At 71.4% G+C, this 19998-nt stretch carries 19 protein-coding genes; 5 read left to right on the top strand and 14 right to left on the bottom strand.

The features are described from left to right. Positions 1 to 8 precede the first annotated feature (8 nt). The gene (locus AB0H71_RS10425; protein WP_357017643.1) at positions 9 to 695 is read left to right on the top strand and encodes a DedA family protein; all 687 of its coding nucleotides are present in this window, start codon (positions 9 to 11) and stop codon (positions 693 to 695) included. Here the strand turns inward: AB0H71_RS10425 and AB0H71_RS10420 are convergent. The 3 genes from AB0H71_RS10420 to AB0H71_RS10410 form a co-directional block, all read right to left on the bottom strand. Continuing rightward, on the bottom strand, positions 692 to 1777 hold the full coding sequence (locus AB0H71_RS10420) for a glycoside hydrolase family 76 protein (RefSeq protein ID WP_357018488.1): 1086 nt from the start codon (positions 1775 to 1777) through the stop codon (positions 692 to 694). The genes AB0H71_RS10425 and AB0H71_RS10420 overlap by 4 nt on opposite strands. Positions 1778 to 1958: 181 nt before the next feature. Next, positions 1959 to 2633: an RNA methyltransferase gene (locus AB0H71_RS10415; RefSeq protein WP_357017640.1), complete on the bottom strand. Its 675-nt coding sequence runs from the start codon at positions 2631 to 2633 to the stop codon at positions 1959 to 1961. Between the two features lie 9 nt (positions 2634 to 2642). Beyond that, positions 2643 to 2963 (bottom strand): DUF4190 domain-containing protein, encoded by a 321-nt coding sequence (locus AB0H71_RS10410; protein ID WP_357017637.1) that lies wholly within the window; start codon positions 2961 to 2963, stop codon positions 2643 to 2645. Between the two features lie 91 nt (positions 2964 to 3054). Between AB0H71_RS10410 and AB0H71_RS10405 the strand changes: the two genes are divergently transcribed. Together AB0H71_RS10405 and AB0H71_RS10400 are read left to right on the top strand one after the other, a co-directional pair. Next, positions 3055 to 4359: a sensor domain-containing protein gene (locus tag AB0H71_RS10405; RefSeq protein WP_357017635.1), complete on the top strand. Its 1305-nt coding sequence runs from the start codon at positions 3055 to 3057 to the stop codon at positions 4357 to 4359. 79 nt (positions 4360 to 4438) lie between these two features. Then, a complete protein-coding gene (locus AB0H71_RS10400; RefSeq protein WP_357018485.1) occupies positions 4439 to 5062 on the top strand; it encodes a response regulator transcription factor in 624 nt (207 codons plus the stop codon). Here AB0H71_RS10400 and AB0H71_RS10395 read toward each other — a convergent pair. The 6 genes from AB0H71_RS10395 to clpB all read right to left on the bottom strand — a co-directional run bounded on the left by AB0H71_RS10395 (position 5051) and on the right by clpB (position 12089). Continuing rightward, the gene (locus tag AB0H71_RS10395) at positions 5051 to 5743 is read right to left on the bottom strand and encodes a lysoplasmalogenase (RefSeq protein ID WP_357017632.1); all 693 of its coding nucleotides are present in this window, start codon (positions 5741 to 5743) and stop codon (positions 5051 to 5053) included. The two genes, AB0H71_RS10400 and AB0H71_RS10395, sit on opposite strands and share 12 nt — an antisense overlap. Then, positions 5743 to 6801, bottom strand: a complete 1059-nt coding sequence (locus tag AB0H71_RS10390; RefSeq protein ID WP_357017630.1) for a beta-ketoacyl-ACP synthase III — start codon at positions 6799 to 6801, stop codon at positions 5743 to 5745. The genes AB0H71_RS10395 and AB0H71_RS10390 overlap by 1 nt, the downstream gene beginning before the upstream one ends. A 48-nt stretch (positions 6802 to 6849) precedes the next feature. Next, positions 6850 to 7425 carry an orotate phosphoribosyltransferase gene (pyrE, locus tag AB0H71_RS10385; protein WP_357017627.1) on the bottom strand — a complete coding sequence of 192 codons (576 nt, stop codon included), beginning with the start codon at positions 7423 to 7425 and terminating at the stop codon, positions 6850 to 6852. A gap of 190 nt (positions 7426 to 7615) precedes the next feature. Further along, positions 7616 to 8548, bottom strand: coding sequence for a hypothetical protein (locus tag AB0H71_RS10380; protein ID WP_357018482.1), 933 nt, complete (start codon positions 8546 to 8548; stop codon positions 7616 to 7618). A gap of 88 nt (positions 8549 to 8636) precedes the next feature. After that, entirely contained in the window at positions 8637 to 9473 is an 837-nt protein-coding gene (locus AB0H71_RS10375) for a DUF5666 domain-containing protein (protein ID WP_357017624.1), read from the bottom strand. 63 nt (positions 9474 to 9536) lie between these two features. Beyond that, complete coding sequence (gene clpB / locus AB0H71_RS10370; RefSeq protein ID WP_357017621.1) at positions 9537 to 12089, bottom strand: ATP-dependent chaperone ClpB; 2553 nt, start codon at positions 12087 to 12089, stop codon at positions 9537 to 9539. A gap of 204 nt (positions 12090 to 12293) precedes the next feature. On the opposite strand from clpB, the gene AB0H71_RS10365 reads away from it, so the two are divergent. Next, the gene (locus tag AB0H71_RS10365) at positions 12294 to 13454 is read left to right on the top strand and encodes an FAD-binding oxidoreductase (protein WP_357017618.1); all 1161 of its coding nucleotides are present in this window, start codon (positions 12294 to 12296) and stop codon (positions 13452 to 13454) included. Between the two features lie 12 nt (positions 13455 to 13466). Next, positions 13467 to 14258: an FAD-binding oxidoreductase gene (locus AB0H71_RS10360; RefSeq protein WP_357017615.1), complete on the top strand. Its 792-nt coding sequence runs from the start codon at positions 13467 to 13469 to the stop codon at positions 14256 to 14258. A gap of 4 nt (positions 14259 to 14262) precedes the next feature. On the opposite strand, the gene AB0H71_RS10355 is transcribed toward AB0H71_RS10360, so the two are convergent. The 5 genes from AB0H71_RS10355 to dnaK form a co-directional block, all read right to left on the bottom strand. Beyond that, on the bottom strand, positions 14263 to 15432 hold the full coding sequence (locus tag AB0H71_RS10355) for a globin domain-containing protein (RefSeq protein ID WP_357017612.1): 1170 nt from the start codon (positions 15430 to 15432) through the stop codon (positions 14263 to 14265). Between the two features lie 316 nt (positions 15433 to 15748). Beyond that, positions 15749 to 16153, bottom strand: a complete 405-nt coding sequence (locus AB0H71_RS10350) for a helix-turn-helix transcriptional regulator (RefSeq protein ID WP_357017609.1) — start codon at positions 16151 to 16153, stop codon at positions 15749 to 15751. Then, positions 16153 to 17325, bottom strand: a complete 1173-nt coding sequence (dnaJ, locus tag AB0H71_RS10345; RefSeq protein WP_357017606.1) for a molecular chaperone DnaJ — start codon at positions 17323 to 17325, stop codon at positions 16153 to 16155. The genes AB0H71_RS10350 and dnaJ overlap by 1 nt, the downstream gene beginning before the upstream one ends. Before the next feature lie 24 nt (positions 17326 to 17349). Beyond that, a complete protein-coding gene (grpE, locus tag AB0H71_RS10340; protein WP_357017603.1) occupies positions 17350 to 18030 on the bottom strand; it encodes a nucleotide exchange factor GrpE in 681 nt (226 codons plus the stop codon). Continuing rightward, a complete protein-coding gene (gene dnaK, locus AB0H71_RS10335; protein WP_357017600.1) occupies positions 18027 to 19874 on the bottom strand; it encodes a molecular chaperone DnaK in 1848 nt (615 codons plus the stop codon). Before dnaK ends, grpE begins: the two co-directional genes overlap by 4 nt. Between the last annotated feature and the right edge of the window lie 124 nt (positions 19875 to 19998).

Genomic DNA, 19998 nt, shown 5'->3' with positions numbered 1-19998 from the left:
TGTCCGGAGTGCAGCAATTTCTGGCGGTCGGCACCTTCGATCCGCTCGTCTCGGCCGGCCCGGCGGTGGTGTGGGCGGTGGTGCTCACCTTCGTCTTCCTGGAGTGCGCGGTGCTGCTCGGGCTCTTCCTGCCCGGCGATTCCATGCTGGTCACGGCGGGCATCGTGATGGCCTCGCACGCCTCGGGGGAGGCGCACGTCTGGGCGCTCTCCGGCGGGGCCATGGTCGCCGCCATCGCGGGCAACCAGGTGGGGTACGTGATCGGCCAGCGCACCGGGCACCACATGGTGGCGCGGAAGAACGGCCGCTACATCAATGCCAAGAATTTGCAGCGCGTCGGCGACCTGCTCCGCAAGCACGGCTTCCTCGCGGTGCTCGTGGCGCGCTGGATCCCCTGGGTGCGCACGCTCTGCCCGATGGTGGCGGGCGCCGCCGGGATGGACCACCGCAAGTACACGATCGCCAGCACCATCGGCGCCGTCATCTGGGCCCCCGTGCTGTTGCTGATCGGCTACTACGCCGGCGGCTTCCTGCAGCGGCTGCCCTGGCTCATGCCGGTGGTCATCGTCGGGCTGGTGCTCGCGCTGGTCTTCGGCACGATCTTCGGGGTCAGGCAGTACCGCCAGGAGATGGCGCGGCCGATCGAGGACTACGACCTCGACACCATGCCGATCCAGGTGATCAGGGAGCGTTAGAGCCCGGCGGCGGCGACCTGGTAGGCCGCCTCCATGAGCATCCAGCCGGAGAGCTGGACGGCCAGGTCGCGCTCCGGGACGGCGGAGGCGGTGACCGAGCCGCCGCTGGTGAAGCGGCCCGCGCCGACGCTGTTGCCCGGCAGTTGCGCGGGCTTGCTCCAGTCATTGCCGAAGAGCGGCTCGCCCTCGACCTCCAGCCGGTTCGCCCACGCCGCCTCGGCCGACTTCCGCACCAGCGCGGCGGCGATCCTGCGGTCCTCCTCCTGCACCGGGTCGTCGCCGGGCAGCATGACCGCGACCACCGCGAGGTAGCGCGTGAGGATGCCGTTGAAGAGCCCGCCGTCGCCGCCACCACCGCCGTTGATCACGTCGTTCGTGGTCATGGCGGTGCGGACCGCGCCGAGCAGCCGGTGCACCCGGTCCAGGTGCCGCTGGTCGCCGGTGTGCGCGGCGAGCTCCGCGTCCAGGCCGAGCACGACGCCCTGGCAGTAGCTGAAGACCGGCCGCTCGATCTCGCCGGAGGGCAGGTGGATGCCGTCCAGGATGAGCCCGGACTCCGGGTCGCGCAGCCTGGCGTCGAGCCAGTCCGACATCTCCTGGGCGCGGCCCCGGTAGCCCAGCCGGGTGAGCGCGATGGCGGCCGGGCCGTTGGCCGGGGCATTGAAGAAGTCGGAGCCGATGCGCCAGGGCAGGCCGCCGCCGCGGGCCGGGTCCCAGCCGTCGTAGAGCGCCTTCTCCAGCGCGCCGAGGGCGCGGCGGGCGGGCAGGTCCTGGGTGCGCTCGGCGCGCTCCAGCGCGATGGCGAGCCAGGCCATGTCGTCGTAGTACTTGTTCGTCCAGCCGGTCAGGTTGCGCAGCCGGTGGCTGCGGGCCAGCGCGGCGACCCGGCGGCGGCGGGCCGGGGTCGGCACCCGGTTGGCGGCGTCCACCGCGCAGTCGATGAGGTGCGCCTGCCACCAGTAGTGCCAGTTGAAGAAGGCGCGCTCGCGCCGGGTGGCGGGCCAGCCGACCACGCCGAGCGCGGTGCGCGGCAGCACCCAGACCGAGCGCAGGTGCCGGGAGAGGATCGCCGACTCGGCCATGTCCGCGCGCTCGGACCACAGCGCGGGGGTCGCCGCGCCGCTCGATTCGGACTGTGGGCGGCCGCTCCGCGAGGTCATACCGTCCATGGTGCCAGGTCGGCGCGGGGATTCGCGGCCCATTCGTGACCGTTCCGGCCGTGTCCCGGTGCGGCGCGCCGGTGCGGCATGCGCCGGGCTCTCGTCACCAGGCGGTGCCGAGGTCGGCGTGCTGCCGGATCCAGGCGTGCATGGCGATACCGGCCGCGACGCCGGCGTTGATGCTCCTGGTCGAGCCGAACTGGGCGATCGAGACGGTCAGCGCGGCCGCGGCGCGGGCGGAGTCGGTGACGCCGGGGCCCTCCTGGCCGAAGAGCAGCAGGCAGTCGCGCGGGAGGGTGGCGGTCTCCAGCGGGACCGCGCCGGGGACATTGTCCACCGCGACCACCCGCAGCCCGGCGCTGTGCGCGTACGCCGCCAGCTCGGCGGTGCTCTCGTGGTGCTCCAGGTGCTGGTAGCGGTCGGTCACCATGGCGCCGCGGCGATTCCAGCGCCGCCTGCCCACGATGTGCACCGCGGCGGCGGCGAAGGCATTGGCGGTGCGGACGACGGTGCCGATGTTCGCGTCGTGCCCGAAGTTCTCGATCGCCACGTGGAACGGGTGCCTGCGCGCGTCGATATCGGCGACGATCGCCTCCCGCGTCCAGTACCGGTACGCGTCCACCACATTCCGCCGGTCCCCGGTCTCCAGCAGCTCCGGATCGAGCCGCGGATCGTCCGGCGGCTCGCTCCCGTACTCCGCCCGCCACGGCCCCAGCCCGTGCGGATGCTCCCCCCACTCCGTGGGTCCCACCGGCTCGGGCGTCTCGGGGTCGGGCACCCGGACATGCTAGTACGTCGAGGTTGTCGAGGTTCCCGCGACGACGGCGATGATGATGGCGACGACGATCACGAGGATGGTGAGGACCAGGATGACGGTGCCGATGATGCCGCAGATGTAGCCCGCCAGGACGGTGCTGCGGCCGCCGATGGCGCCGCCGGAGTTGTCGATCTCCTTGAGCGCCTTGCCGCCCATGACGAAGGCGACCGGGCCGAGGAACTGGCAGAGCACGAGGCCGAGCACGCCGACGATGATGATGGTGGTGGCCTGCGGGTGGTCCGGCGGCCGGAAGTAGGGTTGCTGCGGGTACCCGGGCGGGGGGTAGGTCATGCGGCAGATCGTACGGGGTGGTGCTGGCTACACCGGGAATTCGGCGGCTCGCCTCCTCGCCCGCGCGCACCGGGGCGGCGAGCATGGATTCATGACCGAAACCCCGGCCCGCGCCGTCCTGCTCGCTCCCTTCCGCGCCCGCACCTGGCGCGATCTGGCCTTCGTGCTGCTCGCGGTCCCGCTCGGCGGGCTGGTGGGGCTGTACCTGCTGATCGGGTTCGGGATCGGGTTGTCGTTGACGGTGCTGCTGGTGGGGGTGCCGCTGGTGGCGCTGGTGCTGCTCGGCGGGCGGGTGTGGGGCCGGGTGTACCGGGCGCTGGCGGCGGCGCTGCTCGGGGTCGCGGTGCCGGAGCCGCCGCCGTTCGCGCCGAAGCCGGGGTTGGTCGGCTTCCTGACGGGGGCCTTCGGTGACCGGACCTCCTGGCGGGCCCTGCTCTTCCTGGTGCTGCAGGTGCCGCTGGGCGCGGTGGCGGGCTGGAACGTGCTGCTCGCGGTCGGCATCGCGGGGATGCTCGCGCTCTCCCCGCTGATCTGGCTGCTCACCGACCCGGTGAATGTCGACGCGCGGGGCGTCGAGCACCACTCCTTCATCCAGTTCGGCGACTATTACGTGGACTCCTGGCCGCGGGTGCTGCTGGTCGGCGCGATCGGCGTGCTCTGCTGCCTGGTTGCGCCGTGGTTGCTGCGGGGGACCGCGCTGCTGCACGGGCTGCTGGTCCGCGGGCTGCTCGCGCCCACCGGGCGGGATCGGGAGCTGGCCGAGCTGACCGCGAAACGGCGTGCCGCGGTCGACGATTCGACCGTCACGCTGCGCCGGTTGGAGCGCGACCTGCACGACGGCACCCAGGCCAGGCTGGTCACCATCGCCATGGCGCTCGGCCGCGCCGAGCAGCGGCTGCGGTCCGGCGCCGATGTCGGCGACCTCGTCACCGCGGCGCACGCCGGCACCAAGGAGGCGCTGGTGGAGCTGCGCGAGCTGGTGCGCGGCATCCACCCGCCCGCGCTGGAACTCGGGCTGGAGGCGGCGCTGGAGACCCTGGCGGCGCGGTGCGCGGTCCCGGTCGAGCTGCACTGCGCGCTGCCGGTGCGGCCGAGCCCGGCGATCGAGGCGATCGCCTACTTCTCGGTGGCGGAGCTGCTCACCAATGTGGTGAAGCACGCCGGGGCCGGGGCGGCGGTGGTGCGGGTGCGCAGCGACGCGGAGACGCTGGCGCTGACGGTCCGGGACGAGGGGCGCGGCGGGGTGCTGCCGCCTCCGGTCTCCGAGCAGCCGGTCGGCGGGCTGGCCGGGCTCGCGGCCAGGGCCCGCTCGGTGGACGGCGAGCTCACCGTCGTGAGCCCCGAGGGCGGGCCCACCGTCGTCACGGTGACCCTGCCGGTGGCGGTGCCGGAGTGAGTCAATGGGGCGCGCACGGCACCGGCCCAGCTCCCCGGCAGTGGGCCGGACTCCGGGCGGCCCTGCCGTGACCGCGCCACTGCGAGTGGTGATCGCGGAGGACTCCGCGATCCTGCGCGACGGCCTCGCCGACCACGGCCACGAGGTGGTCGCCATGGCGGGCGACGCCACCGCGCTCATCGCGGCGGTCGCCGAGCACCGCCCCGACGTGGCGGTCGTCGATATCCGCATGCCGCCCACCTTCACCGACGAGGGGCTGCTCGCCGCGCTCGAACTGCGCCGCGGCCACCCGGGCACCGGCGTGCTGGTGTTCTCGCAGTGGATCGAGACCCGCTACGCCACCGAGCTGCTCGCGGCGGGCGCGGCCGGGGTCGGGTACCTGCTCAAGGACCGGGTGGCCGACGTCCGCGAGTTCGTCGAGGCGCTCGCCCGGGTGGCGGCGGGCGGCACCGCGCTCGACCCCGAGGTGGTGAGCCAGCTCATGAACGCGGGCCGGACCGGCCTGGACCGGCTCACCCCGCGCGAGCGCGAGGTGCTGGAGCGGATGGCGCAGGGGTTGAGCAATGCCGCCATCGCGGCCGCGCTGCACGTCACCGAGCGGGCGGTGGAGAAGCACATCGGCAATATCTTCACCAAGCTCGACCTGCCGCCCTCCGACACGCACCACCGCCGGGTGCTCGCGGTGCTCCGGCTACGGGGTTGAGGCGTGCGCGGCCGGGTCGGCGAGCAGGTACTGCGCCGCGGCATAGGTCGCCAGGATGACGCCCTCGGCCACCCGCCGCGAGCGCTCCCCGCGCAGCAGCAGCCTGCGCGCCACGATGAGCCCGTCCGAGACGGTGAAGAGCAGCGCGCCGAGCCCGAGCCGGCTGCGCGGGTCCTCGTCCGGCAGGACGACCCCGGCCACGGTGGGCGAGTTCGGCGCCAGATCGGGGTCCGAGGCGAGTACCCCGGCCGCGCCGAGCGCGAGGCCGTACCCGGTGAGCGGCGCCGCCACCGCGGGCGCCCGCATCCGCAGCAGCCCGGCGGCCCCGGCCCAGGCCAGCAGCCGCGGCACCGCGGCGGCGGCGGTCGGCCGGGCCCCGCGGCGCCACCAGAGCGCGGCGTAGCAGCCCTGCATGACCCCGAACGCCGAGGCGCCCGCGACCAGCCTGCGGTCGTCGTCCGGGTCGATGAGCAGCACATCGCCGACGGTGGCGGCGCCGAGCGCCGCGAGCAGCGTGCTCCGCTCGGCCGGGTCGATCGCCTTCCCGGCCACCGCGACGTCGGCGGCGAGCAGCGGCATGAGCAGCGGCTTGCCCAGCCACTGCCAGCGCTCACGGCCGGTGACGGCCCCGGCGACGGTGAGCGCCGCCGCGGCCAGGAACCCGGCCCGGAACGGCCGCATCAGAAGCTCGGCTCCTTCGGCGCGGGCGGCAGCGTGACCACCTGGCCCGCGTAGCTGAGCCCGGCGCCGAAGCCGAGCAGCAGCGCGGTCTGGCCGCCCTTCGCCTTCCCGCTCACCAGCATCTCCTCGATGGCGAGCGGGATGGAGGCGGCCGAGGTGTTGCCGGTGTTCTCGATGTCGTTCGCCATCGGGATCTCGTCGGCGAGGCCGAGGTTCTTCTTCATGAGCTCGTTGATCCTGGCATTGGCCTGGTGCGGGATGAAGACCTCGAGCTCCTCCTTGGAGACCCCGGAGACCTCGAGCGCGGTGGAGAGCGCGCGCGGCAGCGTCACCGCGGCCCAGCGGAAGACCCGCGGCCCCTCCATCCGGATCACCATGCGGCCGACCGGATCTGCGGCCGGGTCGGTGCCCTGCAGCTCCTCCGCGCGGTCCTCGTAGGCGAGGATGTCGTAGTTCTGCGAGATGGCCAGCGCGTTCTCGCCGTCGCTGCCCCAGACGGTCGGCGAGATGCCGTTTTCCTCGCTCGGGCCGATCACCACCGCGCCCGCGCCGTCACCGAAGATGAAGGCGGTGCCGCGATCGTGCGGGTCCATCCCGACCGACATGGTCTCGACCCCGATGAGCAGCACGTACTTCGCCGACCCGGCCCTGATCAGATCCGCGCCGACACCGAGGCCGTAGCAGAACCCACCGCAGCCGCTCTCCAGATCGAAGGCCGCGACCCCGTTGATGCCGAGGTCGTAGGCGATCGAGGGGGCGCCGTGCGGGGTCTTGTACGGCCAGGTGCCGGTGGCCAGGATGACGGTGCCGATCTCGGCGCGGTCGATCCCGCTGCTCACGATGGCCCGCTCGGCGGCGGCGACGGCGATCGTGCGGACCGTCTCCTCGCCGCTGATCCAGCGCCGGTTGCGGATCCCGCTGCGCTCGAAGATCCACTGATCGGTGGAGTCGAGGACCTCGCAGACCTCGTCGTTGCTCACGAGGCGGGCGGGTCGATACGCACCGATACCGAGCATCGCCACATTCTCTCGGCCCTTGTTGACAGCAATGCTCACCACGGGTGACTCACACGACCCTTCGAAAAACACGATAAACCGCTCATCAGGCTAGCCCAGCTCTAGATCGGCCAATCCGAGGATCGACCGGTACTCCAGCCCCTCGGCTGCGATCACCTGGTCGGCGCCGGTCTCCCGGTCGACGACGGTGGCGACGCCGACCACCTCGGCGCCGGCCTCGCGCAGCGCGCGCACCGCCGTGAGCGGGGAGTTCCCGGTGGTGGTCGTGTCCTCCACCACGAGCACCCGGCGCCCGACGACGTCCGGGCCCTCGATCCGGCGCTGCATCCCGTGCTCCTTGGCGGCCTTGCGCACCACGAAGGCATTGATCGGGCGGCCGGGGGCGTGCATGACGGCGAGCGCGACCGGGTCGGCGCCCATGGTCAGCCCGCCGACGGCCTCGAATTCCCAATCCGCGACCAGCTCGCGCAGCAGGCTGCCGATCAGCGGGGCAGCCCGGTGGTGCAGGGTGGCGCGGCGCAGGTCGACGTAGTACTCGGCGTGCTTGCCGGAGGAGAGCGTCACCGGGCCGTGCACGACGGCCAGCTCGCGCACGAGGCGCGCCAGCTCACCCCGGTCGGCGGAGCCGGAGCGGTGCTGAGCCGTCTCGATGGCGTGGTCGATCATCTCGTCTCGCGTCCTTTCGCGTGCGTCGGACAAAAATCCGGCGCGCCTGTCGCACGAGCGTCCGCCGGTCGCGGTCTCCGGTACGCGCGCGCAGCCATCGACGCACGATCCGGCTGTCGTCGGGATCCGGCTGCGGCCGGACCACGGACCAACCCTCGGTTGCAGAATACGTGTCCGGCGGGCGTACCGGTTACTGCGGGACCGGCCCCTGGTAGGGGCGGAACCCGGGGTGGAACGGGCCGCCGGGGCGGTCGCCCGGCTCGTCGCCGTCGGCGTCCGGCTCGGGGGCTGGCTGCCGCTCCTGGCGGCGCGGCTCGTCCCGCTTGCCGGGGACGACGGCCAGGCTCGGCCTGCGCTGCGCCGGTTCGGCGCCGGGATCGGCACCCGGCCGCTCCTCGGCGCGCGGCCGATCGGCGGATTCGGCTGCGGCATCGCGGTTTCCGGCCGCGTCGTCGGCGTCGTCCTCGCGGCGCGGCTTGGCCCGGCCGCCGGGGCGGCCGAAATCACCGTCGCCGTAGGTGTCGCTCTCCGGCGGAAGCACGTGCAGCAGACCGGAAAGGCGAAGAACCGCGTCGATCGAGGTCTCCCAGTCGCGGGAGCCGGTGCCGATGGAGAGCATGCCGAGGGTCCAGTTGCCCTCGCTCCACAGCATCTGCACGATGTCCGGCAGCGACTCGATGAACGCGACCATCCGCTGATCCACGGCGTGCCTGGCGATCTCGGGGTTGGTCGCGAAGACCACCCGGTCGCCGATGGCGCCGAGCAGCTCCAGATCGGCGTCCTTCGGCGGGGACGCGGTCTTCAGCCGCATGTCCACGTCGATGTCCGAGCCGATCTGCCTGCGCACCGCGATCAGCGTCGCCGAGTCCTCCAGGTCGAAGAGCACGAACTTCTCGCCCTTGCGGATACCGGAGACCACGTCGACCGCGGAGAGGTAGCCGAGCTTGGCCAGCGCCCCGCGGCGCCAGGTCGAAGGGAGCGCCGGCTCCACCGATACATAGGTGTATCCCTGGGCCTTGGCCCACACCTGGCGCGCGTGACCGGTCCGCTGCCGTTGCGCCCGGTCGAAATACAGCAGGACGACCGCGCCCACCAGGGCGATCGCCGCCAACCCGAACCACATCTCCGTCATCGCCGCACAGCCTAACCAGCCGATCCCGTGATTGCCCCGCACCCTCGGCTCGTGGCGCCCCGGGTCGCTGTCCGCGCGGTCATCGGCCACCCCCGGAAAGCCCGGTGCTGATGATGATCTCGGCGAGGATATTGCCGTCCGAGCCCTTGTCGCCCTGCACCACGACCATCTCGCCGACCGGCAGGTCGGCGGCCTTCGTCACGCCGAGCGAGATGACCTGGGTGCTGGCGTCGGTGCGGACGGTGACGGTCTTGCCGTCCAGGGTGCGCAGGGTCAGGGTGCCGCCGTCGTTGGCGGTGATCGACCCCATGGCGCTGCCCAGATCCTCCAGGCCGGGGAGGCCGGGGAGCCCGCTCGGCAGCGCCGGGAAGGACGGGGTGGTCTGGTTGCCCGATGGCGGCGCGGTGGTGCGCGCGGGCGGGCGCGTCGCGGTGGTCGTGGTGCCGGAGGCGGTCGAATCGTCGTCGCCGCCGGTGAAGTACAGCCCGGCGAAGACGCCGAGCACCCCGATCAGCAGCACGACGGCGAGGCCGAGGCCGATCCACAGCCCGGTATTGCGCTTGGGCGGGCGCGGCGGCGGGCCGCCCTGGTACCCGGGTTGCTGCGGGTGGCCGGGCGGCGGCGGGCTGCCCCAATTCTGCTGCTGTGGCTGGCCGTATGCCTGCGTCGGCGGCGGTTGCTGCTGGTAGGGCTGCTGCGTGGTGCCGCCCCGGCCCTCGTACGGGCCCCACTGGCTGTCGTACGAGGGAAATTCGCGGGTCGCGTCCGGGGGTGGCGGCGGCGTCCATTCGCCGTACCCGCCCGCCGAGCCACCGAAGACGTTCGTTGGCGGTGCGCCCGACGCACCCGGCGCGCCGAGGTGTCGGGTCGGACTGTCGTCCGGCCGCTGCCCCCAGGGATCCTTCGGGTTCGTCATAGCTACAGGGTACGAACTGCGAGAGGCGCGGTCACCTGTATGGGTGACCGCGCCTCTGCATTCTCAGCGACCGACCAGGAGCCCGTCACCGCCGGGGCTCACGGAGACCTTGACCGTGTCGCCGTCGCCGACCTCACCGGCCAGCAGTTCCCTGGCGAGGGTGTCGCCGATGGCCTGCTGGATCAGCCGGCGCAGCGGGCGCGCGCCGTAGACCGGGTCGTAGCCGCGCACCGCCAGCCAGAAGCGGGCGGAATCGGTGACCTCCAGGGTGAGCCTGCGCTGGGCCAGCCGCTTCTGCAGCTGCTCCAACTGGATGTCGACGATGTGCTCCAGCTGCTCCTCGTCCAGGGCGTGGAACATGACCACGTCGTCCAGGCGGTTCAGGAACTCCGGCTTGAACGCGGAGCGCACCGCGTTCATGACAAACTCCTTCTCGCCGCCCGCCCCCAGGTTGGAGGTGAGGATGAGGATGGTGTTGCGGAAGTCGACCGTGCGGCCCTGGCCGTCGGTGAGCCTGCCCTCGTCCAGCACCTGCAGCAGGATGTCGAAGACATCCGGGTGCGCCTTCTCGATCTCGTCGAAGAGCACCACCGTGTACGGCCGCCTGCGCACCGCCTCGGTGAGCTGGCCGCCCTGGTCGTACCCGACGTAGCCGGGCGGCGCGCCGACCAGGCGAGCCACCGCGTGCTTCTCGCTGTACTCGCTCATGTCGATCCGGATCATGGCCCGCTCGTCGTCGAACAGGAAGTCGGCGAGCGCCTTCGCGAGCTCGGTCTTGCCGACGCCGGTGGGGCCGACGAAGAGGAACGAGCCGGTGGGGCGGTCCGGGTCGGCGACGCCCGCGCGCGCCCGGCGCACCGCGTCGGAGACGGCCTGCACCGCGTCCAGCTGGCCGACGACCCGCCTGCCCAGCTCGTCCTCCATCCGGAGCAGCTTCTGGGTCTCGCCCTCCAGCATCTTGCCGACCGGGATGCCGGTCCACGAGGAGACCACCTCGGCGATGTCGTCCGGGCCGACCTCCTCCTTGAGCATGAGCTCGCCGGTGCCGGCCGCCGAGCTCTGCTCGGCCTCGGCCAGCTGCTTCTCCAGCGCCGGGATCCGGCCGTAGCGCAGCTCGGCGGCCTTGCCGAGGTCGCCGTCGCGCTCGGCCCGCTCGGACTCGCCGCGCAGCGTCTCCAGCTCCTCCTTCAGGGTGCGCACCCGGTCGATGGCGTTCTTCTCGTTCTGCCAGCGGGTGGTGAGCTGGTTCAGCTTCTCGCGGTCGTCGGCGAGCTCGGAGCGCAGCTTCTCCAGCCGCTGCTTGGAGGCCTCGTCGGTCTCCTTGCCCAGCGCGACCTCCTCGATCTCCAGCCGCCGCACCGCGCGCTCCACCACGTCGATCTCGACCGGGCGGGAGTCGATCTCCATGCGCAGCCGGGATGCCGACTCGTCGACCAGGTCGATCGCCTTGTCCGGCAGGAACCGGGAGGTGATGTAGCGGTCGCTCAGGGTCGCCGCCGCCACCAGCGCGGAGTCGGTGATCCGGACGCCGTGGTGCACCTCGTACCGCTCCTTGATGCCGCGCAGGATGCCGACGGTGTCCTCCACCGACGGCTCGCCGACCAGCACCTGCTGGAAGCGCCGCTCCAGCGCCGCGTCCTTCTCGATGTGCTTGCGGTACTCCTCCAGCGTGGTCGCGCCGACCAGCCGCAGCTCGCCGCGGGCCAGCATGGGCTTGATCATGTTGCCCGCGTCCATGGCGGACTCGCCGGTGGCGCCGGCGCCGACGATGGTGTGCAGCTCGTCGATGAAGGTGATGATCTGGCCCGCGCTGTTCTTGATGTCCTCCAGCACGGCCTTGAGCCGCTCCTCGAACTCGCCGCGGTACTTCGCGCCCGCGACCATGGCGCCGAGGTCGAGCGAGACCACCGACTTGCCGCGCAGCGACTCCGGGACGTCCCCGGCGATGATCCGCTGGGCCAGCCCCTCCACGATGGCGGTCTTGCCGACGCCCGGCTCGCCGATCAGCACCGGGTTGTTCTTGGTGCGCCTGCTCAGCACCTGCACGACGCGCCGGATCTCCGTGTCCCGGCCGATCACCGGGTCGAGCTTGCCGGAGCGGGCCGCCTCGGTGAGGTCGGTGGAGTACTTCTCCAGCGCCTGGTAGGTGCCCTCCGGGTCCGGGCTGGTGACGCGGGCGCTGCCGCGCACGGCGGTGAAGGCCTCGCGCAGCGCCTCCGGGGTGGCGCCGCGGCCGGTGAGCAGCTTGCCCACCTCGGAATCGCCGGAGGCCAGCCCGACCAGCACGTGCTCGGTGGAGACGTACTCGTCGCCGAGCTCGGTGGCGAGCCGCTGCGCCGCGGTGATGGCGGCGAGCGCCTCCCGCCCGAGCTGCGGCGCGGTGGTGGCGCCGGTGGCGCGCGGCAGCCGATCGACGATCAGCTGCGCCTCGCGCCGCACGCCGGCCGGGTCCACCCCGACCGCCTGCAGCAGCGGGGCGGCGATCCCGTCGGTCTGGTCGAGCAACGCCACCAGCAGATGCGCCGGACGGATCTCCGGATTGCCCGCGGCGGATGCCGACTGCAGCGCCGCGGTCAGCGCCGCCTGGGTCTTGGTGGTGGGATTGAACGAGTCCACGGTCACCCTTCCTGGCTGTAGTTCTGAGGTTGCTTCGTTCAACGTGCAAAAGGTTGAGTCTGTTCCGCTCAACTCTAGATTTTTCCGCGGCTTCGCGCATCCCCCGGTGGCCGCATCCGCCTGCCGCCGCCCGCCCGGCACACCGATGACCGATTTTCGGGGATACTCGTGGCGAGACAGTTCGAAGAAAGGACTCCCCACGTCGTGGATGCGCGATCTGCTGCGCTGGTCCGCGCGAACTTCCGGGCGGTGCTCGACGCACCGCACGGTGCCGAGCGGTTGATCAGCGCGTTCTACGGTCACCTGTTCGCGGAGAACACCGCTCTTCGAGAACTGTTCCCGCCGACGATGGAGATGCAGGCCAAGCGGGTCACCACCGCCGTGCAGTTCGTGCTGGACAACCTGGAGCACTGGGAACGGGCCCAGGCCTTCCTGGAGCAGCTGGCCAGGGACCACCGGAAGTACGGCGTCGAGGCCGCGCACTACGACCTCGCCGGACGCGCGCTGCTCGCCGCGCTGCGCACCTACCACGGCCGGGACTGGACCGTGGGGCTGGAGGAGGGCTGGACCGACGTCGCCATCCTGATCTCCGCCTCGATGGCGATCGGCGCGAACTCGGACAAGTCCCAGCCGTACTGGGAGGCGACCGTGGTCGGGCACCGGCGGGTGCTGGAGGACCTGGCCATCGTGCGGCTGCAGTCGGACAGCCCGATCCCGTACCTGGCCGGGCAGTACGTCCCGGTGATGCTGCCGCAGCGCCCCAAGATGTGGCGCTACCTCTCCCCCGCCATCCCGTCGAACCCGTACGGCGAGATCGAGTTCCACGTGCGCAAGGTGCAGAGCGGCTGGGTGAGCACGGCGGTGGTGAACGAGACGGCGGTCGGCGACCGCTGGCAGATCGCGGGCCCGCTCGGCAACCTGCACATCGACCGGGAGAGCGGCCGCGACGTGCTGCTGATCGGCGCGGGCACCGGCATCGCGCCGCTGCGCGCGCAGCTCATCGAGATGAGCCGCAGCGGGGTGAACCCGCGGGTGCACTTCTTCATCGGCGGCCGCTACCCCTGCGACCTCTACGACGTGGAGAACATGTGGCAGCTCTCGCAGAGCAACCCGTGGCTCACCGTGGTCCCGGTCTGCGAGCAGAAGACCAATCCCTGGTGGTATCCGCACGCGCCGAGCGAGGAGCCGTACGGCATGCACCGGCGGCTGATCGGTAATCTCGGGGCGGTCGTGGCGAGCTTCGGGGCATGGGCCGACCGGCAGATCCAGATCGCGGGCTCGGCCCGGATGATCGCCGACACCCGCAGGGCGCTGCTCGCGGTCGGCACCCCCGAGTCGATCATCCAGAGCGACCCCGTCGGCTAACGGAAGAGAGACATGGACATCGATCCGAGCCCGCTGGACGGCCCCGACCCGCGCGCGGTGGGCGACGGCGAATGGTCGGCGACCGTGGTCGGGCACCACCGGCTCCGGCACGACGTCGCGGTGATCCGGCTGATCGGCGAGTTCGTCCCCTTCCGGGCCGGGCAGTCGGTGCAGGTCCGGGTCCCGCAGCAGCCGACGGTGAGCAGGCGGTACTCGCCCGCGCTTCCCCCCTCGCTCGACGGCAAGCTGGAGTTCCACGTGCGCACGGTGCCCGGCGGCTGGCTGAGCGGCGCGATCGTGGCCGATACCCAGCCCGGCGACGAGTGGCGGATCAGCGCCCCGATGGGCAGCTTCACCGTCGACCCGGCCGGCGACGAGGTGGTGATGATCGCGGGCGGCACCGGGCTGGCGCCGATGCGCTCGCAGCTGCTCGAGCTGGCCAGGGCCGAGCAGCCGCCGCGCACCTACCTCTTCGTCGGCGGGCGCTCCCCGCGCGACCTCTACGCCGACGACATGCTCTTCCTGCTCGCCACCGAGCTGCCCTGGCTCACCGTGATCCCGGTGGTCGAGCGGCCGGACGACCCGAGCTGGCTGGACGAGTGGTTCGAGCGCTCCCGGGTGGACATCGGCTTCCCCGCGGAGGAGCGGCTGCACGGCACGCTGGCCGAGGTGATCGGCACGCACGGCGCCTTCGATCGGCACCAGGTGCTGGTCTGCGGCTCGCCGGGGATGACGCGGGCGACCGTGGAGCGGCTCATCGATATCGGGACGCCGGTGGAGCGCATCCAGTACGAGGGGCTGTAACCGCTCAGAAGAGCGGGTCGTGCCGGATGTGGTCGGCCGGGGTGCCCGCGGCCATCAGCCGGAACTTGCTGGTCTGCACCATCGAGGGCGGGCCGGCGATCTGCACGTCCCGCTCGGTCCACGGGGTGTAGGCCGCCACCACCTTGCCCACCTGGCCGGTGAGCCGCGGCTCCAGCCCGGGGAGTTCGCGCTCCGGGTCGGTCGGCCCCTCGTACCACCAGGGGTTCTCGTCGCTCTCGGTGATCGGGGTGACGGTGAGCCACTTGTTCGCCACGGCCAGCTGGCTCAGCGTCTCCAGGTCGTAGAGGTCGCACGGGTGGTGGCCGCCGACGAAGAGGTGCACCTTGGGGTTGGTCCGGCGCTGCGCCATGGCCATGAGCTGGGCGCGCAGCGGGGCCAGGCCGGTGCCGCAGGCCACCATGAGCATGGCGCGCTTGGTGTTGCGCGGCAGCCCGAGCCCGCCGAGCGGGGAGCCGAGCAGCCACTGGTCGCCGACCGCGGTATTGGTCACGATGGCCGGGCTGACCCAGCCGCCGGAGACCCCGCGCACGTGGAACTCGACCTCGCCGCTCGCGTTCGGCGGCACCGCGGGCGAGAGGTAGCGCCACATCCGCGGCCGGGAGGGGATCTGCACGCTCAGGTACTGCCCGGCCGCGTACTGCATGGGCTGGTCCAGCTGCACCCGGACCACGGCGAGGTTGCGCAGCACCTCGCGGCGCTCCACCACCACCCCGCGCCAGGCCGACGGCGTCGTCTCCTTGGCGGCCGCGCCGATCATGGTCTCGGCGATGACCTCGAGCCCGGCGTCCCACGCCTGCTCGACCTCGTCGGTCCAGAGCTCGGTGCCGGTGTACTGCCGCAGCGCCTTCTTCATGGAGCGGCCGACGGCGATGTAGTGCTCCGGCCGCACCCCGTACTTGCGGTGGTCGCGGCCGAGCTGGGCCAGGAACGGTTGCAGCTTCTCCGGCTCGTCCAGCTTGTCGAGGGCATAGGTGATGGCCTGCACCAGGCGGTCGCGCTGGGCGTCCATGGCGGCCGGGAAGAAATCGCGGATCTGCGGATAATCGGTGAACAAGATCGCGTAGAAACTCCGCGCGAGCGCCTCTCGGCCCCCCTCTTCCGCGGCAACCGCCTTGAACGTCGTCCTGACCAGCGCGACGGTCCGCGAATCCATTTGTGTCACAACCCCATTTCGCACTCGAACTCTACCGGGGAACACTTGTCGGCAGCCGATGGAAACGAGTCTAGGGGGAAGTTTGCCAGCATGGGAGCGATGCGCTGGAATATCACGCGCATATTTCATAAAATACTGGATGGCCTGTTCAAAAATGCCGATAAACCGACCGTAAGTTTGTGTAGCCAGGAAATTTCGGTCCGGTATCAGCCGAATAGGGCCGAAATGCCAAGAGCCCTCGACGGGCACTGCTCCGGGAGCGGGTGCGCCGTCGAGGGCTGTTGATTTGCTGGCGAATTCCGCAATTCGCCCGCGGCTACCGCGCGTGTCTATTGCGCGGCTGCCAGACCACCAGCGCGGTACTGCGTTGCTGGGGCGCCAGATCCGGCCGGTAGCCCGCCCGCAGGCGCTCCACCTCCGCCGCGAGCTCGGCGACCTGTTCGCGCAATTCCTCGACCTGGTTGGTCAATTCGATGATCCGTTTGATACCGGCGAGGTTGACGCCCTCGTCCTGGGAGAGCCGCTGCACCTCGCGCAGCAGCTCCACGTCCCTGGCCGAGTAGCGCCTGCCGCCACCGGACGTCCGCTGCGGCGTGACCAGGCCGAGCCGGTCGTACGTGCGCAGGGTCTGCGCATGCATACCGGCCAGCTGGGCCGCGACCGAGATCATGAAGAACTCGGCCCGCGCCGCGTTGGACACCTGTTTCGGATCGTCGGACATTACGCACCTGCCCATCCCGCACGAGGATCGAAGCCGCTGGACTTCTCCGCCTCCTGATACCGCTGCAGCGCCTGGACGGCATTGTCGTCCAGCTTCGGCGGCACCGCGACCTTCACGGTGACCAGCAGGTCGCCCGCGCCGCCGCTGCGCTTGGGCACACCGCGCCCGCGCACCCGGAGGATCCGGCCGTCGGCGGTGCCGGGCGGCACCTTGACCCCGACCCGGCCGTCCAGCGTCGGCACCGAGACCGTGGTGCCGAGCACCAGCTCCGCGTAGCTCACCGGCAGCACCAGGGTCAGGTCGTCGCCATTGCGGCCGAAGACCTTGTCCTGGCTGACGTGCACGGTGACGAACAGGTCGCCGGAGGGCGCGCCGCGCAGCCCGGCCTCGCCCTGCCCGGCCAGCCGGATGCGCTGCCCGTCGCCGACGCCGGGCGGAATCCGCACGGTGATGGTGCGGGTCCGGTTCTGCACACCGGTGCCGCGGCAGTCGACGCACGGATCGTCGATCAGCGAGCCGGTGCCACGGCACTCGTCGCAGGGCTCGCTGAACCCGAAGGCACCCTGATTCCGGCTGACCACACCCGCGCCGTTGCAGTTCGGGCAGGTGCGCGGGCTGGTACCCGGCTTGGCACCGCTGCCGTGGCAGGTGGTGCACGGCGCCGGGCTGGTCATCCGCAGCGGGACCGTGACGCCCTGGGCCGCCTCGCGGAAGCCGAGGGTGGTCTCGGTCTCGACATCGGCCCCGCGCCGCGGCCTGCTCGCCGCGCCGCGCGGCCCGCCGCCGCGGTTGAAGAGCCCGCCGAGCAGGTCGCCGAGGCCGCCGTCGCCCGCACCGGCGGCGCCGCCGCCGAAGATATCGCCGAAGTCGATGTTCTGGGAGAACCCGCCTCCGGCGCCCGGCTGGAATCCGCCGCCGCGGCCGAAACCGCCGCCCGCGAAGAGCTTCCTGGTCTCGTCGTACTCCCGGCGCTTGGCCGGGTCGGAGAGCACGGCGTGCGCTTCGCTGACCGCCTTGAACCGCTCCTCGGCCCGGTTGTCGCCGGGCCTGGCGTCGGGATGGTTATCCCTGGCCAGCTTGCGGTAGGCCTTCTTGATCTCGTCCTGCGAGGCGTCGGCGGAGACACCCAGCTCCTTGTAGAAGTCCTTTTCGATCCACTCCCGCTGGCTCACCGAGCATCTCCTCCTCTCGCGCTTCTATCGTCCGGTCGTCTCGGCATCAGCTGCTCCCGATGCCGTGGCGTCCTCGCCGGTCGCGGAATCCGCTGAATCACCGGTCTTCTCACCCGATTCTGCCGTGGTTGCCGGCACCGCGTCGGTGACTCCGACGAGCGCGTGCCGCAGCACCCGCTCCCCGAAGCGGTAGCCCTTGCGCATGACCAGGCCGAGCACCGGATCGGCGCCGTCGCCCTCGTGCTGCACGGCCTCGTGCAGGGTCGGGTCGAAGGGCTCGCCCGCCGTGCCGAACTCCTCGAGCCCCTGCTTGCGCAGCGCCTCGGCGAGCTTGTCGGCGACCGACTTCAGCGGGCCGGACTCCAGGTCGCCGTGCGCGCGCGCCCGGTCCAGATCGTCCAGCACACCGAGCAGCTCGGTGACGACGGCGGCCTTGGCCGAGTCGGTCGCGGCCTTGCGGTCGCGCTCGACCCGGCGCCGGTAGTTGGCGTACTCGGCGGTGAGCCGCTGCAGGTCGGCGGTCAGCTCGGCCTCCTTGCCCGCGGCGGGGGCCTCCGCCGCGGGGTCGGCGCCGTTTCCGTTCGTCTCGCCGCCGTTCTCGGTGCCCGGCTCGGGAGCCCTGTCGGGCTCCCTGACCTCACCGGACTCCGGATCGATCTTGCGCTTGTCGACGAAGGTGACCGGCTCCTGCTGCTCCGAGCTCACTTCTTCTCCGTGTCGACCGGCTCGTCCACGACCTCGGCGTCGACGACCTGGTCGTCGGCCTGGCCCTGCTGGGGCTGGCCGTCACCGGCCGCGCCCTCGGCCGCCGAGGACTCGTAGATCGCCTGGCCCAGCGCCTGCGACTCGGTGGCGAGCTTCTCCACCGCGGCCTTCACGGCGGCGATGTCGGTGCCCTTCAGCGCCTCGTTCGCCTCGGCGATGGCCGCCTCGACCTTGGACTTGACGTCCGCGGGCACCTTGTCCTCGTTGTCCGCGATGAACTTCTGGGTCTGGTGCACCAGCGACTCGGCCTGGTTGCGGGTCTCCGCCTCCTCGCGCCGCTGCTTGTCCTCGGCGGCGTGCGCCTCGGCGTCCTTGACCATCCGGTCGATCTCCTCCTTGGACAGGCCGGAGCCGTCCTGGATCTTGATCGTGTTCTCCTTGCCGGTGCCCTTGTCCTTCGCGGTGACGTGCACGATGCCGTTGGCATCGATGTCGAAGGTCACCTCGATCTGCGGCACGCCGCGCGGGGCCGGCGGGATCCCGGTCAGCTCGAAGGAGCCGAGCAGCTTGTTGTGCGAGGCGATCTCGCGCTCGCCCTGGAACACCTGGATCTGCACCGACGGCTGGTTGTCGTCGGCCGTGGTGAAGGTCTCCGAGCGCTTGGTCGGGATGGTGGTGTTGCGCTCGATGAGCTTGGTCATCACGCCGCCCTTGGTCTCGATGCCCAGCGAGAGCGGGGTGACATCGAGCAGCAGGACGTCCTTGACCTCGCCCTTGAGCACGCCGGCCTGCAGCGCGGCGCCGACGGCGACGACCTCGTCCGGGTTCACGCCCTTGTTGGGCTCCTTGCCGCCGGTGAGCTCGCGGACCAGATCGGTGACCGCGGGCATCCGGGTGGAGCCGCCGACCAGCACCACGTGGTCGATATCGGCGACCTTGACCCCGGCGTCCTTCACGACCTGCTGGAACGGCGCGCGGGTGCGATCGAGCAGATCACTGGTGATCCGCTGGAACTCGGCGCGGCTCAGCTGCTCGTCCAGGAAGAGCGGGTTCTTGTCCGCGTCGACCGTGATGTAGGGCAGGTTGATCGAGGTGCTCTGCGAGGAGCTGAGCTCGATCTTCGCCTTCTCCGCGGCCTCGCGCAGCCGCTGCAGCGCCATCTTGTCCTTGGTCAGGTCGATGCCCGCGCTGGCCTTGAACTTCTCGACCAGCCAGTCCACGACGCGCTGATCCCAGTCGTCACCACCGAGGTGGTTGTCACCGGAGGTGGCGCGGACCTCGACGACGCCCTCGCCGATCTCGAGCAGCGAGACGTCGAAGGTGCCGCCACCGAGGTCGAAGACCAGGATGGTCTGCTCGGTCTCGCCCTTGTCCAGGCCGTAGGCGAGCGCGGCCGCGGTGGGCTCGTTGACGATGCGCAGCACGTTCAGCCCGGCGATCTGGCCGGCTTCCTTGGTGGCCTGGCGCTGGGCGTCCTCGAAGTACGCGGGGACGGTGATGACCGCGTCCGCGATCTCCTCGCCCAGGTACGCCTCGGCGTCGCGCTTCAGCTTCATCAGCGTGCGCGCGCTGATCTCCTGCGGGGTGTACTTCTTGCCGTCGATCTCCACGTCCCAGTCGGTGCCGATGTGGCGCTTGACGGAACGAATGGTGCGGTCGACGTTGGTGACGGCCTGGTTCTTGGCGGGCTGACCCACCAGCACCTCACCATTCTTCGCGAACGCGACGATCGACGGGGTGGTCCGCGATCCCTCCGAGTTCGCGACGACGACCGGCTCGCCGCCTTCGAGAACGGCGACGACCGAGTTCGTGGTCCCGAGGTCGATTCCGACCGCACGAGCCATGGTTGGTTCCTCCTTGTTGACGTCCCAAGCTGAGTAACGCTGAGCGTGGTCGGCTCAATCCTGCACCCATCTCCGACGGGCGTCAACCGAAACTTGAGCTTGCCGCACTCAACTCTGTCGAATG

Origin of the sequence: Nocardia sp. NPDC050697, from assembly GCF_040654395.1 — a bacterium.
Classification (GTDB): domain Bacteria; phylum Actinomycetota; class Actinomycetes; order Mycobacteriales; family Mycobacteriaceae; genus Nocardia.
The sequence above is the reverse complement of the archived record's forward strand: the minus strand, read 5'-3'. Positions and strand labels throughout refer to the sequence as shown.